This window comes from [Clostridium] symbiosum ATCC 14940 (genome assembly GCF_000466485.1).
Taxonomy (GTDB): domain Bacteria; phylum Bacillota; class Clostridia; order Lachnospirales; family Lachnospiraceae; genus Otoolea; species Otoolea symbiosa.
In genome coordinates this window covers 1-15,548 of sequence record NZ_KE993047.1, presented here as the reverse complement: position 1 = coordinate 15,548, position 15,548 = coordinate 1, and the positions used below count along the sequence as shown (strand labels likewise).

The following is a 15,548-nucleotide window of genomic DNA, read 5'->3' as shown; positions in this document are numbered from 1 at the left end:
AACCGGAGGCTATCAGGGAAACCGTGACGGTCAGGGAGGAAGAGGACTGAATATTCCGAAGCCGTCCTTTGAGACGCCGGTTGTACAGAAACAGCAGAACAACAAGCAGAATAAGAATGCTTATAAGAGTGATAAATACGATAAGAAGAACCGTGAGGACGGAAACCACGCAAAACAGGGCAAGGGAACAAAAGCTCCTGTACTGCCGCCGCAGCCAAAAAGAGAAGAGCCTAAGGTGGAAGTGGTTAAGACCATCATTATTCCTGAAGTGATTACAATTAAAGAACTGGCCGCGAAGATGAAGCTTCAGCCGTCCGTTATTGTAAAGAAACTCTTCCTTCAGGGAAAAGTTGTAACGATCAACCAGGAAGTGGATTACGGGCAGGCGGAAGAAATCGCCATGGAATTCGATGTACTCTGCGAAATGGAAGAAAAAATAGATGTAATCGAAGAACTCCTTAAAGAGGAGGACGAGAACGAGGCAGAGATGGCGGAAAGACCGCCGGTTGTCTGCGTTATGGGCCACGTTGACCATGGAAAAACATCACTTCTGGATGCAATCCGCCAGACGAATGTGACGGCCAAAGAGGCGGGCGGTATTACACAGCATATCGGCGCTTATATGGTGGAAATTAACGGTCAGCAGATTACTTTCCTGGATACGCCGGGACATGAGGCATTTACGGCCATGCGTATGAGAGGCGCGAAATCGACCGATATCGCAATCCTTGTAGTCGCAGCGGACGACGGCGTTATGCCTCAGACAATCGAGGCAATTAATCATGCAAAAGCAGCCGGCGTCGAGATTATTGTGGCGGTCAACAAAATTGATAAGCCAAGCGCCAATATTGAGAAGGTTAAGCAGGAGTTAATTGAATACGAACTGGTATCCGAAGACTGGGGCGGCAGCACTATTTTCGTTCCTGTATCCGCTCATACGAAGGAAGGAATTCCGGAGCTTCTGGAGATGATCCTTCTGACGGCCGAAGTCAAAGAGCTCAAGGCTAATCCGAACCGTACGGCAAGAGGTCTTGTAATCGAAGCCGAACTTGATAAAGGTAAAGGCCCGGTTGCTACTGTTCTTGTACAGAAGGGCACGCTGCGTGTCGGAGATCCGATTGCGGCAGGAGCCTGCTATGGCAAGGTACGTGCAATGATGGATGACAAGGGACGCCGCGTAAAAGAAGCCGGCCCGTCCACTCCGGTAGAAATTCTCGGATTAAACGATGTGCCGAAGGCAGGAGAAGTATTTGTTGCTACGCCGAATGAGAAGGAAGCAAGAAGCTTTGCGGAAACATTTATTTCCGAGGGTAAGAATAAATTAATTGAAGATACTAAGGCTAAGCTGTCATTAGACGATCTGTTCTCACAGATCAAAGCCGGAAATGTCAAAGAACTTCCGATCATCGTAAAAGCCGATGTTCAGGGTTCTGTAGAGGCAGTAAAACAGAGTCTTGTCAAGCTGTCAAATGATGAGGTAGTAGTAAAAGTCATCCACGGAGGCGTCGGCACAATTAATGAGTCCGATGTCAGCCTGGCAGCGGCGTCCAATGCCATTATTATTGGTTTTAATGTGCGCCCGGATGTTACGGCCAAATCAATCGCAGAGCGTGAAAAAGTAGATATGCGTCTCTACCGTGTAATTTACCAGGCAATCGAAGACGTGGAAGCAGCCATGAAGGGTATGTTAGATCCAATCTTCGAAGAGCAGATTATCGGCCACGCTGTAATCCGCCAGACCTTTAAGGCATCCGGTGTCGGAACAATTGCCGGCTCCTATATTCTGGACGGTAAATTCCAGAGAGGCTGCAAGGTAAGGATTACCAGGGACGGAGAGCAGATATTTGACGGACCTCTGGCATCCCTGAAGAGATTCAAGGATGATGTCAAGGAAGTCAATGCCGGATATGAGTGCGGTCTTGTATTCGAGAAATACAACGATGTACAGGAAGACGACATGATCGAGGCATATGCAATGGTAGAGGTTCCCCGCTAAGGGAACCTTCTGCCTGACTGATGGCGGTGAAAGACGGAAGACGTTTTACATCGTTGGAAAGAGAGGCATGAATAATGCGCAAAAACAGCATTAAAAATACACGTATTAACAGTGAGGTTCAGAAAGAGCTGAGCGAGATTATCAGCCGTGAATTAAAGGATCCGAGAATTCATCCCATGACGACGGTTGTATCGGTGGAGGTGACTCCGGATCTGAAATTCTGCAAGGCGTATATCAGTGTTCTCGGAAGCGAGGAGGCTGGCAAAGATACAGTTCAGGGGCTTAAGAGTGCGGCCAGCTTCATACGCACCCAGCTGGCCAAAAGAATCAATTTGAGAAATACTCCGGAACTCAGCTTCATCCTGGATCAGTCGATCGAGTACGGCGTCAATATGACGAGACTGATTAACGAAGTGACGGCAGGGATGAATGAAAGCGGAGCTAAAGAAGAGGATTCGGAAGAAGAGCTTTTGGAAGACACTTCAAACGAATAATAGATGGTTAAGCCTCCGGTGAATTTCGGAGGCTGTCTGATTGGTGGCGGTGACCTGTGCGCGGAGCGTGCAGAGGTTATCGTTGAATCCGGTAATCTGTGCGCACAGCGCCCGGATTATCGCTGAGCAGGAGATGATATAGAGGATGAGTGATTTATTAAATGAAGTTCTTTACGGCGTAAACAATGTTGTCCTGTTAGGACACCTCCATCCGGATGGCGACTGTGTCGGCACCTGCCTTGGTATGTATAATTATCTGTCGGAAAATTACCCGCAGCTCACCGTTGATCTGTATTTAGATCATCCGGCCGGAAAGTTTTCGTATATGAAAAATTTTGACCGGATTAAAACGGAGATGGAGCCGGGTAAAGTTTATGAATTATGTATTACACTGGACAGCAGCGATGCACAACGGCTTGGAATCTTCCTGCCTTATTTTCAGGACGCCGGGGCGACTCTCTGTATTGATCATCACGTGACGAATAAAGGGTTTGCCGGTAAGAACCATGTTGTTCCTTCTGCCAGTTCCTGCAGTGAGGTGCTTTATACCTTGCTGGAAGACAGCAAAATCAGCAGGAATACCGCAGAATGCCTATACACGGGAATCGTTCACGATACAGGTGTGTTCAAATACAGCAATACGTCCAAAAGAACGATGGAGATTGCCGGAAACCTGGTGGACAAAGGCCTGAACAGCGCTAAGATTATCGACGACAGTTTTTACCGGAAGACTTATGTACAGAATCAGGTACTGGGACGCGCTCTTTTAGAAAGCTTCCTGTTTATGGACGGACGCTGCATTTTCACAGCACTGAAACAGAAGGATCTCGATTTTTACGGGGCGGACAGCAATGATTTGGACGGTATTATTGATCAGCTCCGGATTACGGAAGGAGTCGAGTGCGCCGTTTTCATTTACGAGAAAGAACCTCATGTATATAAGGTCAGCATGCGCTCCAACGATTATGTGGATGTGAGCAAAATTGCCTCTTATTTCGGCGGCGGCGGCCATGTCCGTGCAGCCGGATGTACAATAAGCGGAAGCGCTTATGATGTCCTGAATAATCTTTCAAAACATATTGAACAGCAGATGAAAGAGCATGATAACAAATGATCCATGGAATAATTAACATATACAAAGAACCGGGCTACACATCCCACGATGTGGTTGCGAAACTGCGCGGTATATTAAAACAGAAAAAGATAGGCCATACGGGAACACTGGATCCGGAAGCGGAGGGAGTGCTTCCCGTATGTCTCGGAAAAGGCACAAAGCTCTGCGATATGCTGACTGATAAGCGAAAGACGTACCGGGCCGTCATGTTACTGGGAATAGAAACAGATACGCAGGATACCACAGGTACGATCCTCCAAAAGAGGGATACGTCCGGCCTGAATGAAAAACAGGTGAGGGAAGCCATCCTGAGCTTTATCGGCCATTATGAACAGATTCCGCCGATGTATTCCGCGCTGAAGGTAAACGGCAGGAAACTCTACGAGCTGGCCCGCGAGGGAAAAGAAGTGGAGAGAAAAGCAAGGCCGGTGGAGATATACGGCCTGGAGATAGAAGATGTGGATCTTCCTAGAGTCACTATGCGCGTCGATTGCTCCAAAGGAACATATATCCGGACGCTTTGCCATGATATCGGCGGCAAGCTGGGATGCGGCGGATGCATGGAGAAGCTGTTCAGATCCAGGGTGGACCGCTTTGAGATAGAAGACAGCCTGCGCCTGGGGGAAGTGGAAAAACTGGTGGAAGAAGGCCGGCTGGCGGAAAAAATCATTCCGGTCGATCAGATGTTTTCCTCCTTGCCGGAGTTTGTCTCAGAAGGAGAGGAACTGGACAGGCTGCTTCACAACGGCAATTTCTTTCCTCTGAGCTTTGTACCTGACGGGACGGCGGCCGGTTGGAAAAAAGACGGACAGGAGACGGCAATCCGTGTCTATGACAGCAGCCGTCGTTTTGTCGGTATTTATCTGTATGCCGAAGATGAGGGCAAATGGAAACCAAAGAAAATTTTTCTGGGAGGAGATTAGTATGCGGTATATTACCGGAACCAGAGAATTTAATATAGAAGAACCGACGGTTGTTACACTTGGAAAATTTGACGGCCTTCACAGAGGTCATCAGAAACTTCTGAATGAAGTATTCCGCTTTAGGGATAAAGGGTATAAAACTGCGGTTTTCACTTTTGAGACGGCTCCCGGGACTCTGATGAAAGGGAAACTCCAGACGATGATTACGACAAATGCCGAGCGGAGGGAAAACCTGGAGAAAGCAGGAGTCGATTATCTCGTTGAATATCCTTTTAACCAGGAAGTGGCCCATATGCAGCCGGAGGAATTTGTTTCCCATATATTGTGCGGCCAGATGAAGGCCAGGGCAATTGTGACAGGAACTGATTTCCGCTTCGGATATCAGAGAAAGGGAGATGTGGAGCTGCTGAAAAGTCTGGCCGGTAAATACGGCTATGAAATGGTGATTGTAGACAAAGCGCTGGACGGAAGCAGGGAAATCAGCAGCACTTATATCCGGGAAGAGCTGGCCCGGGGAAATATTAAAAAGGCAAACGAACTTCTGGGATATACGTATATGATCCATGGCCGTGTCATCCATGGCCGGCATTTGGGTACGACACTCGGATTTCCTACGGTTAATATCGAACCGAGAGAGCAGAAGCATCTGCCGGCATTCGGGGTGTATCTTTCAAAGGTAGTGATAGACGGAAATATCCATAACGGTATTACAAATATCGGCAGAAAGCCTACAATAGAAGGAAAACACCCGGTTGGAGTGGAAACCTATATATACGACTTGGATGCTGATCTTTATGATAAGTGGATTGAGGTCAGACTAACCGATTTTATACGTCCTGAGCAGAGGTTTTCCAGTGTGGAAGCACTGAAAGAAAGGGTCCTGGCAGACAAAGAAGCCGGAAGAAGGCTACACGCCCGGCCGTACAGCATAATCGCTGAGACAGATTAAGGTAACCGTTCAGCCATGATGTATTCCGCGAGGTGTTTTCGCTGTTTTTTGCGAAAATCCCGAGTTGTGCGGCGCGAAACGACGTTTTTTGCCGTTTCTGTGCATCATTTGTTACGGTTTAGCCGAAGGCTGAACTGTAACAGAAATACAGAGCAGGAGGGGAGCCGCAGAGTCATGAACTGACTAAGGGGCTCCCCTCTTTAATTGATGGCGGTGACCTGTGCGCGGTGCGTACGGGTCACCGTTAAATCCACTTCTGCACTTCTTCACATACCAGTCTGATATATACGCTAAGCGGCATATCCCCGCATCCCACCACGGTATGGTGGCAGTGCTGGCTGACAGGTATCAATATCTTATGGGCCCGGCTGCTGCCTATGGCCGAGGACATTGCCGGTGTGATCTCACCCAGCAATGAATCGGCAATGACAATTCCCAGGGGTCCGATAATTAAATCGGCATCGCGGCAGGCCGTGATAACAGGATTTTCTCCTGTGGCACCCAGATCGGCTCCCGCCTTCAGCATAGCAGAAGTGGCGATACTGTTGGTGCCGATGGCTGTGAGAGGCAGATCCGGGTATGTATTCTTAAGCTGTTCTACCACAGTTTTTCCCATCCGGCCGCCCTGGCCGTCAATTACTACGATTTTTTTCATAAAAATTGACGAATCCTTTCTGCTTTTTAAAATAATACCCCAGTATATTTTTACTAGCATATCATAAAAAATGTAAAAAGGAAAGAGAAAAACGCATTTTTTCGGTTTACAAGGCAGAACTTTTCTATTATAATCTTGATAATGCCTTACTGGGGTCTTTTGGCAAAAAGGACTTCTGAGCGGCTTTTAGAAAATGTAAACTGCAGACAATGAGAGGGAAAAAACATGAGGAGAAACGACATTCACAAAGTGATGATTATCGGTTCCGGTCCAATTATTATCGGACAGGCATGCGAGTTCGATTATTCCGGAACTCAGGCATGTAAGGCGTTAAAAAACCTTGGTTACGAGATTGTACTGGTAAACTCTAATCCGGCGACGATTATGACGGATCCGGAGACAGCAGATGTAACATACATCGAACCGCTTAATGTTGAGAGACTGACACAGATCATTGATAAAGAGAGACCGGACGCATTACTTCCTAACCTGGGAGGACAGTCAGGTCTTAACCTTTGTTCTGAACTTGCTGCGGCAGGAGGTCTTGATAAATATAATGTAAAAGTAATCGGAGTCCAGGTTGATGCAATCGAGCGCGGGGAAGACCGTATCGAATTCAAGCATGCAATGGAGAGCCTGGGAATCGAGATGGCAAGAAGCGAGGTTGCTTACACCGTAGAGCATGCTCTTGAAATTGCCGATAAACTGGGATATCCGGTTGTGCTTCGTCCGGCTTACACGATGGGCGGCGAGGGCGGCGGCCTTGTATATAATGTAGAAGAATTAAAAACAGTCTGTGCGAGAGGCCTTCAGGCCAGTATGGTAGGCCAGGTACTCGTCGAAGAATCCATCTTAGGCTGGGAAGAATTAGAGCTGGAAGTTGTACGTGACGCTAAAAACAATATGATCACCGTTTGTTTTATTGAAAACATCGATCCTCTCGGCGTTCATACCGGCGACTCATTCTGCTCCGCACCAATGCTTACTATTTCAGAAGAAGTCCAGAAACGTTTACAGGAAAAATCATACAAAATTGTTGAGGCGATTGAAGTAATCGGCGGTACAAACGTGCAGTGGGCGCATGATCCGAAGACTGACCGAGACATCGTAATCGAGATTAATCCAAGAACCTCCCGTTCCTCTGCTCTGGCATCCAAGGCAACAGGCTTCCCGATTGCCCTCGTATCTGCCATGCTGGCAACAGGACTTACTCTGGATGAGATTCCGTGCGGTAAATGCGGCACTCTGGATAAATACGTTCCGTCCGGCGATTATATTGTAATTAAATTTGCACGCTGGGCATTTGAGAAATTCAAAGGCTCTGAGGATAAACTGGGAACTCAGATGAAAGCCGTAGGCGAGGTTATGAGTATCGGAAAGACCTATAAAGAGGCATTCCAGAAAGCAATCCGAAGCCTGGAGAGAGGCAGCTACGGACTCGGCCATGTGAAGGATTTTGACCAGAAAACGAAAAAAGAACTCCTGTCCATGCTCCATGTACCGACCAGCCAGCGTCAGTTCATTATGTATGAAGCTCTGAGAAAAGGCGCAACGGTAGACGAACTCTTTGAGCTTACCAAGATTAAGCACTACTTTATCGAACAGATGAAGGAGCTGGTGGAAGAGGAAGAAGCACTGCTGCAGTATAAGGGACAGGTACCTCCGACAGAAGTACTCCGTCAGGCTAAGCTTGATGGCTTTGCGGATAAATATCTGAGTGAAATTCTGGAAATTTCGGAAGAGACTGTTCGTGATGCCAGAACAGCGGCAGGAATCGTGGAAGGCTGGGAAGGCGTTCATGTAAGCAGCACCGAAGATTCTGCTTATTATTACTCCAGCTACCATATTAAAGATGAAAGTCCATGCAGCGACAATAAGAAGATTATGATTCTCGGAGGAGGTCCTAACCGTATCGGCCAGGGTATCGAATTTGACTACTGTTGTGTTCATGCGGCAATTGCCCTGAAAGAGCTGGGATTTGAGACTATCATTGTTAACTGTAATCCGGAGACCGTATCCACCGATTATGATACATCCGATAAACTGTACTTTGAGCCACTGACTCTGGAAGATGTTTTAAGTATTTACCATAAGGAAAAACCGCTGGGCGTTATTGCACAGTTTGGCGGACAGACACCGCTTAACCTGGCCGCAGATCTTAAGAAATACGGCGTAACAATCCTCGGAACCACACCTGAGACGATTGACATGGCGGAGGATCGGGATCTGTTCCGCGATATGATGGACAAGCTTCAAATCCCAATGCCTGAGTCAGGAATGGCTGTCAATGTAGATGAGGCTCTCGTTATTGCAAACCGCATCGGATATCCGGTAATGGTTCGTCCTTCCTACGTTCTCGGAGGACGCGGCATGGAGGTTGTTCATGACGATGAAGCTCTGACATATTATATGAAGGAAGCCGTAGGCGTTACTCCTGACCGTCCGATTCTGATTGACCGTTTCCTGCACCATGCGACAGAGTGTGAGGCGGATGCCATCAGCGACGGAGAGAATGTGTTTGTACCGGCTGTAATGGAACACATCGAGCTTGCCGGTATCCACTCCGGAGACTCCGCCTGCATCCTTCCATCCAGAAATCTGACGAAAGATCAGGTAGATACAATCCGCGACTATACTAGCCGTATTGCGAAAGAAATGCACGTTGTCGGCCTGATGAATATGCAGTATGCAATTGAGGATGGAGAGGTATACGTACTGGAAGCGAATCCAAGAGCATCCAGAACCGTGCCGCTGGTATCCAAAGTCTGCAACATCAAGATGGTAAAACTGGCAACTGACATCATGACATCCCATCTGACAGGAAGACCGTCACCGGTTCCGACACTGACAGAGAAGAAGATTCCTCATTACGGAGTGAAGATGCCGGTATTCCCGTTCAAGATGTTCCCTGAGGTTGACCCGGTACTGGGACCGGAGATGCGTTCCACAGGCGAGGTTCTGGGTATGTCCGCAAATCTGGGCGAAGCGATTTACAAGGCACAGGAAGCAACTCAGACAAGACTGCCAAGTTCCGGAACCGTACTGCTCAGTGTCAACGATATGGACAAACCGGAATTGATTGAAGTTGCCAAGGGATTCTATGACTGCGGATTCAAGCTGATGGGAACTGGCAGAACTTACGACATTATGGCAGCAGCAGGGCTTCCGGCTGAGAAAATTGCCAAGATTGACGAGGGACGTCCGAACATTCTTGATAAGATTACAAATAAGAAGGTTGATATTATAATCAACACCCCTCTTGACAAGAAAGGTCTGGGAGATGACAGCTATATCAGGAAGGCAGCCGTAAAAGGCAAGATTCCGTATTTTACGAATATGGCTGCAGCGAAGGCTACGGTTCAGGCTCTTAAGACGATTACAAAGAATGGAAATATTGAAGTGAAATCACTTCAGGAGTTCCACAGCGAGATTAAGTAGAGCGAATAGATTAAATAGAGCAAATAGAGCGAATAGATTAAATAGAGATATAGAGTAAAAACAAGGGTGGAAAGATAAAAGGATAAGCAGCCGGTTTTGATATGCCCCCAGTCAGACAGACAGGGGCATATCATTATATGGTTGCTTTTCTGTTTTTACCGGTGATACCGGCGGTAAATGAGATGAAGAATAAAAGCGCCCATGATAATGGCAGCGATATAGGCTAAATCTCCGGCCATAATCCCAAATTGTTCAGCAATCGTTGAAAAAAACGGCTGCGTCGTAGGATAATAGGGCGTTATGTAAAACATGTCCGGATAACCATAGGGACCGGCCAGAATGTTGACAGCCGTTGCAATCCCGCAGCATGCCAGAAACAGCCCGGTGGAGCCGGTAAATCCCTTCCATAATACAGAGCCCATACCTGAAAAAGCGATTAATAGTCCGATAAAAACGAGTAGAATATGCCACATAAAAGAATGGATGGTCAGGCTCCAGTATGGATGCATCATTCCGTACGGAGCCGCAAAAACGAGGATACTTCCGGGCAGATTATAGCAGTACATAAAAGTACAGAGCAGCCTTTCCCACTTCCGGCCGAATTTTGCTGCAAAGGGCAGAATGAGGCAGAGATACATGGGGACGCTGCAAAGCTGAAATGGAAAATACCACCAGTCGTATTTATGGCCGTTGACAATATAATACAGAAACATCTGTTTATAACATTCCGAAAGGGCGAGCAGAATCCCCAGAAAGAACAAGAGGCGTACTCTGTATGCCTGCGGCAGACGTCTGCAGAGCCATGCCAGGGTAAAGGCCGCACTCAGGCCGAATAGGGAAAAGCAGATGTGAAATGCTGAAAAGGGAAGCGGCGGAGTCATTGGCCAGGCCGTTTTTATCAACCAGTCTTCCATAAAATTTACCTCACTTTCTAGTTTGTAGTATAAACCTTAATAATAATTTTGCCAATAGCCGGAAACGGTTGGGGGATTATTTGCATAAACATTCATAAACTTGTGGAAACCATAAAAAAATGTGGCCCAGGTACTTGATTAATTTTAAAAATACGTTATAATGAAATACTAGAAAAGAAAATTTATATTTATACATATTTGATGCATAAAAATGGCGAATATTAACATAAATATGCGGTCGGAAACAGCAGACCGATCGTGGGTTTATGCATCCGGTATGACAAGAGGAGGATAATTATGAAAAAACAGATTTTAGCATTATCAATGGCAGCACTGATGGCGGCAGCACTTACGGCATGCAGCTCGAAACCGGCAGAGACAGCAGCACCGGAGACAACACAGGCGCAAACAGCAGAGGCAGCCCCAGAGACAGAGGGCGAGACAGCCGAAGCTTCTGAGGAGGCGACAGGCGGGGCGGAAGCAGCCGGCGGTACACTTGTGATGGCTACTAATGCAGAATTCCCTCCATATGAATACTATGAAGACGGGGATATCGTAGGCATCGATGTAGAAATTGCAAAAGCAATCGCTGCTAAGCTTGGCATGGAGCTTCAAATAGAAGATATGGCTTTTGACGCAATTATTCCGGCAGTAACAAGCGGAAAAGCAGATTTCGGCGCAGCAGGCATGACAGTTACGGAAGAGCGTCAGAGATCAGTTGAATTTACAGATACCTATGCAAACTCAAACCAGGTTGCCATTGTGAAAGAAGACAGTGATATCACAGGCTCTGATGCACTTGCTGGAAAAATTATCGGTGTCCAGCTTGGAACTACAGGTGACGCTCTTGCAACTGAAATTAAAGATGCTACAGTAGAGCGTTATAATAAAGGACTTGAAGCAGTACAGTCCCTTACACAGGGAAAGATTGACGCAGTTGTAATTGACCAGGCGACGGCAGAGGCATTTGTAAAGAAGACAGAAGGCATCAAGATTTTGGAAGAGAAGATGTCAGAAGAAGAATATGCAATTGCAATCAAAAAAGGAAACATAGAACTGGTTGAGAAGATGAACGAAGCAATCAAAGAGCTGAAAGAAGAAGGAAAGATTGACGAAATCGTTGCAAAATATATGGATGCAGAGTAAAATAAAGATACACGTTTAATATTGTTAAATATAAGATGGAGGCTGGTATCAGCCTCCATAAAATAACAGATAAGGAAGAAGGATATGTGGCAAAAATTCACTGAGGATTTCTATTTTAATTTTATCGAGAAAGATCGCTGGCTTTACCTGGTAGATGGTCTTAAAATAACGCTTACCGTAACACTGCTGGCAGTAATTCTCGGTATTGTCATTGGTCTGATTGTCGGTGTCATCCGTTCAACTTATGAGAAAACTCATAAACTGAAGATACTCAATTTTATATGTAATCTTTATCTGACCGTGATCCGGGGGACTCCTGTAGTCGTGCAGTTAATGATTATTTACTATGTCATTTTCGGCAGCCTCAGAGTGGACAAAGTTCCGGTTGCCGTGTTAGCGTTTGGTATCAACTCGGGCGCGTATGTGGCGGAAATCTTCAGGAGCGGTATAATGTCTATCGATAACGGACAGTTTGAGGCCGGGCGCAGCCTGGGATTCAACTATCCTCAGACGATGTGGTACATTATTATGCCTCAGGCATTTAAGAATATTTTGCCTGCGCTCTGCAATGAATTTATTTCCCTGCTGAAAGAGACATCGGTTGCCGGTTTTATCGCGCTTCAGGATCTGACAAAAGGCGGGGATATTATCCGGAGTATCACTTACAGTGCAACGATGCCGCTGCTTGCGGTGGCTGCCATATATCTGATTATTGTTATTATATTTACCCAGTTAATTAAATGTCTGGAAAGGAGGCTGAGGCAGAGTGAGCGCTAATATATGGGATCAACCTCTGATCCAGGTGAAAAATCTTCAAAAAAGCTTTGGAGCCAATATCGTTCTGGACGGTGTGACAGTCGATATATACAAAGGGGATGTGGTATGTGTTATCGGGGCGTCAGGCTCAGGTAAAAGCACATTTCTCCGCTGCCTGAATCTTCTGGAGGAACCGACAGGCGGCCAGATTTTATTCGAAGGCACAGACATTACCGATAAAAAAACAGATATTAATAAACACCGTCAGAAGATGGGCATGGTATTTCAGCAATTTAATTTATTTCCTCATATGACAATCCTCGAGAATCTGACGCTGGCGCCGATGAAGCTTCAGGGAAAGAAGAGAGAGGAAACTGAGGCTGAGGCAATGAAACTTCTTGAACGCGTCGGGCTCCAGGACCGGGCTGCGGCCTATCCGAATCAGCTTTCCGGCGGGCAGAAGCAGCGTATTGCGATAGTCAGGGCGCTTTGTATGAAACCGGATGTGATGCTGTTTGATGAACCGACATCGGCTCTGGACCCTGAGATGGTCGGGGAAGTTTTAAGCGTTATGCGTGATTTGGCGGAGGAAAAGATGACAATGGTGGTCGTTACCCATGAGATGGGATTTGCCAGGGAGGTAGCGACACGTGTAATGTTTATGGACGGCGGAAACTTTGCGGAAGAAAATGAACCGAATGAGTTTTTCGGGCATCCAAAGAGCGAAAGATTACAGGCGTTTTTAAGCAAGGTGCTGTAAAACGTTCTATATAATTTATGTTACAGGCAAAACGGGACTGTACAATAAGTCCCAAAAGAGGAATCGCCAGTGCCGGCACAGTGCCGGTTCAGGCGATTCCTCTTTTTAGTAAATTCACCAGGTAATAATCCGGTCCAGCAGGGCCTTTTGTTCCTGGCTTGAACGGGTCAGGTAAATTCTGGTTGTCTCAATGCTGTCATGCCCCATCAGATCGGCAAGAAGAGAAATATCATTGAAACGTTTTAAAAAGTTCTTGGCAAATCGGTGGCGGAATGAATGGGGATAAACGGTTTTTGGATTTATCTTATATAGTTTGGCAAAGTGTTTCAATCTGAGTTCAATACCCCGCGATGAAATCAGGTTCCCGTGCTGGTTTAAAAATATAAATCCGCTCCTCGTTCCGCGTTCCATGAACCAGGGGATGGCTTCCGCGCAGAGACTTCGTGGGAAGTACAGACGCCGTATTTTGCCCCCTTTAGTATATAGATCCAAATAACCGAGACGCAAATCTTCTATTTTAATCTGCAGTAATTCACTTACCCGGGCGCCGGTTGCACCAAGAAACCGGATGACAAAATACCAGTACATATTTCCGTCCTGTTTTAATCTGCGCTTCATGCGCTCATAATCCCGCTGAGAAATAACGGTATCAAGATAACTTTTTTTCTGTTCTTTTACAGGCTGCATTCTGTAGACGCCGTCCCTTGTTATTTTAACCGGATTTAAGTGGATTGGTTCCTGCCAGTCGGGAGGACCTCCGGAGGGGAGTGTCAGTGAAGCAGGAAGCCGGCCGCTCTCCTGTAAATAGTCGAGGTAACGGTTCATACCGTAAATTCTTGTATTTACGGTATTGAGCTGATAGTTTTTGAGCAGATATTCCCTGTATCTTTTCAAATTTTCGACTGTAAGCTCACCGCAAAGTGAAATAAACATTGAGACTGAGCAGGCATAGGAAGTGAGAGTCTTAGCTGAGCGTCCCTGCTTTTCCAGGTATATTTTAAATTGTTCTACTGTATTTTCAAGTGATTCCTCCATGTATAACTCCTTTTACTGAAGACGGTGGCCTGTTATCTTGTTACCAGTCCACCACCTTGTTGATGATTTCATATTGCTCACTGCTGGAACGGCGCAGATAAATCCTGGTGGTTTCCAGGTTTTTGTGGCCAAGCAGATCGGAGAGGAGAGAGATATCTCCGCATTTTTCAATAAAGCTTTTGGCAAAACGGTGGCGGAAAGAATGAGGATGAACCACTTCTGGGTTCATCCCGTAGGCAAGAGCCATATTCTTGAGTTGGCCCCGGATTCCACCGGGGGTAATGGGGTTCCCATACCGGTTTAGAAATACAAATCCGCGTTCCTGTCTGATTGCCTTCAACCAGGCAATAGCATCTTTTTGCAGAGCTTTAGGTACATAGATGCGCCTGACCTTATTTCCTTTTGAGTAGATGTCCTTATATCCGGTGAAGATATCTTCAGCTTCAAACTGGATTACCTCGCTGACACGCGCTCCGGTTGCAGCCATAAAACGGATAATAAAATAATAGAGGTATTTCTCATCACGGAGCAGACAATTTTTGAGGTATTCATAATCTGCCTCGCTGATTACATTGTCAAGATAATTTTTATGCTGGATGCGCACCATAGGAATTTTTCCAGGATTAAGCTTTTTAAACTCAATATATGAGTTCAGCGCCCGAATCCGCAGGTTGACGGTCTGCGGTTTGTAATGTTCCAGAAGAAAAACCTTATACAATTTCAAATTGGAATATGTAATTTCGTGGTATAGTGCAAAAAACTGGCGGATAGCGTAAGCATATACGTGAATTGTATTTTCCGACATATTTTGTGCTGAAAGATAGAGACGGTAATCTTCGATGCTCATGGCATGCCGGATAGCGGTCTGTTTTGCATATTCCCTTTTTTCTTCATCGGAAGAAGGTTCCGGTGAGAGAATCCCTAAAGCCTGCTCAGGGGCTTCATTGCCGAAAGACAGGGGGATGCAGGCAGTCTGTGGCAGGGAGTCGGATAGGTATTTCATAATGGAAGCTCCTTTCAAATGTTAAATTTGTGAATGTGATTCATCGTAACAGTTCATACTGTCCGAACTGTTACGATGAATCACAAGGATCTTGGAAAGGATGACATGATAAATAAACAGGAAATACCGCTGCCCGCGTTCTATTTGAACAGATTTTCTGCATAAATATACCATAATTCATCCCAAATAAATTACCCAAATCCATGTTATCAAAAATTCAGTGATAAAAAATCTTATACTACTATACCATCCTATTGATTGAGAATCAATGAATATTTACTTAATAATACAAGTAAATCTATTTTATGTTGAAATAGTATGACAAAATAGGGTGATAAAACATCCTTAACTTGCGATAATTTTCC

At 46.0% G+C, this 15,548-nt stretch carries 13 protein-coding genes; 9 read left to right on the top strand and 4 right to left on the bottom strand.

Annotated features, from left to right (window positions below; all coding sequences use genetic code 11):
- From infB to CLOSYM_RS21425, 5 genes are all read left to right on the top strand, one after another.
- Window positions 1-1,996 (top strand): translation initiation factor IF-2 (infB, locus tag CLOSYM_RS21445; protein ID WP_021643812.1); only part of this gene is annotated, 1,996 nt, incomplete at its 5' end.
- 74 nt (window positions 1,997-2,070) lie between these two features.
- On the top strand, window positions 2,071-2,490 hold the full coding sequence (gene rbfA, locus CLOSYM_RS21440) for a 30S ribosome-binding factor RbfA (RefSeq protein WP_003508393.1): 420 nt from the start codon (window positions 2,071-2,073) through the stop codon (window positions 2,488-2,490).
- Window positions 2,491-2,635: 145 nt separating this feature from the next.
- The gene (locus tag CLOSYM_RS21435; RefSeq protein ID WP_021643811.1) at window positions 2,636-3,604 is read left to right on the top strand and encodes a DHH family phosphoesterase; all 969 of its coding nucleotides are present in this window, start codon (window positions 2,636-2,638) and stop codon (window positions 3,602-3,604) included.
- Window positions 3,601-4,527: a tRNA pseudouridine(55) synthase TruB gene (gene truB, locus CLOSYM_RS21430; RefSeq protein ID WP_021643810.1), complete on the top strand. Its 927-nt coding sequence runs from the start codon at window positions 3,601-3,603 to the stop codon at window positions 4,525-4,527. The genes CLOSYM_RS21435 and truB overlap by 4 nt, the downstream gene beginning before the upstream one ends.
- Window position 4,528: 1 nt before the next feature.
- A complete protein-coding gene (locus CLOSYM_RS21425) occupies window positions 4,529-5,476 on the top strand; it encodes a bifunctional riboflavin kinase/FAD synthetase (protein WP_003501348.1) in 948 nt (315 codons plus the stop codon).
- A gap of 244 nt (window positions 5,477-5,720) precedes the next feature.
- Here the strand turns inward: CLOSYM_RS21425 and CLOSYM_RS21420 are convergent, their stop codons facing one another.
- The gene (locus CLOSYM_RS21420) at window positions 5,721-6,131 is read right to left on the bottom strand and encodes a DUF3842 family protein (RefSeq protein ID WP_003501351.1); all 411 of its coding nucleotides are present in this window, start codon (window positions 6,129-6,131) and stop codon (window positions 5,721-5,723) included.
- A gap of 225 nt (window positions 6,132-6,356) precedes the next feature.
- Here CLOSYM_RS21420 and carB point away from each other — a divergent pair, with 225 nt between their 5' ends.
- Window positions 6,357-9,569 (top strand): carbamoyl-phosphate synthase large subunit, encoded by a 3,213-nt coding sequence (gene carB / locus CLOSYM_RS21415; RefSeq protein WP_021643807.1) that lies wholly within the window; start codon window positions 6,357-6,359, stop codon window positions 9,567-9,569.
- 155 nt (window positions 9,570-9,724) lie between these two features.
- On the opposite strand, the gene CLOSYM_RS21410 is transcribed toward carB, so the two are convergent.
- A complete protein-coding gene (locus tag CLOSYM_RS21410) occupies window positions 9,725-10,483 on the bottom strand; it encodes a TMEM164 family acyltransferase (protein ID WP_044903117.1) in 759 nt (252 codons plus the stop codon).
- 297 nt (window positions 10,484-10,780) lie between these two features.
- Between CLOSYM_RS21410 and CLOSYM_RS21405 the strand changes: the two genes are divergently transcribed.
- The 3 genes from CLOSYM_RS21405 to CLOSYM_RS21395 all read left to right on the top strand — a co-directional run bounded on the left by CLOSYM_RS21405 (window position 10,781) and on the right by CLOSYM_RS21395 (window position 13,145).
- Window positions 10,781-11,629, top strand: a complete 849-nt coding sequence (locus tag CLOSYM_RS21405; protein ID WP_021643804.1) for a basic amino acid ABC transporter substrate-binding protein — start codon at window positions 10,781-10,783, stop codon at window positions 11,627-11,629.
- Window positions 11,630-11,713: 84 nt separating this feature from the next.
- The gene (locus tag CLOSYM_RS21400) at window positions 11,714-12,406 is read left to right on the top strand and encodes an amino acid ABC transporter permease (protein WP_003501356.1); all 693 of its coding nucleotides are present in this window, start codon (window positions 11,714-11,716) and stop codon (window positions 12,404-12,406) included.
- Window positions 12,396-13,145: an amino acid ABC transporter ATP-binding protein gene (locus tag CLOSYM_RS21395; RefSeq protein ID WP_021643803.1), complete on the top strand. Its 750-nt coding sequence runs from the start codon at window positions 12,396-12,398 to the stop codon at window positions 13,143-13,145. Before CLOSYM_RS21400 ends, CLOSYM_RS21395 begins: the two co-directional genes overlap by 11 nt.
- A 114-nt stretch (window positions 13,146-13,259) precedes the next feature.
- Here CLOSYM_RS21395 and CLOSYM_RS21390 read toward each other — a convergent pair whose 3' ends face one another.
- On the bottom strand, window positions 13,260-14,180 hold the full coding sequence (locus CLOSYM_RS21390; RefSeq protein WP_021643802.1) for a tyrosine-type recombinase/integrase: 921 nt from the start codon (window positions 14,178-14,180) through the stop codon (window positions 13,260-13,262).
- Window positions 14,181-14,220: 40 nt separating this feature from the next.
- Window positions 14,221-15,183 carry a tyrosine-type recombinase/integrase gene (locus CLOSYM_RS21385; RefSeq protein WP_021643801.1) on the bottom strand — a complete coding sequence of 321 codons (963 nt, stop codon included), beginning with the start codon at window positions 15,181-15,183 and terminating at the stop codon, window positions 14,221-14,223.
- Window positions 15,184-15,548: the final 365 nt, after the last annotated feature.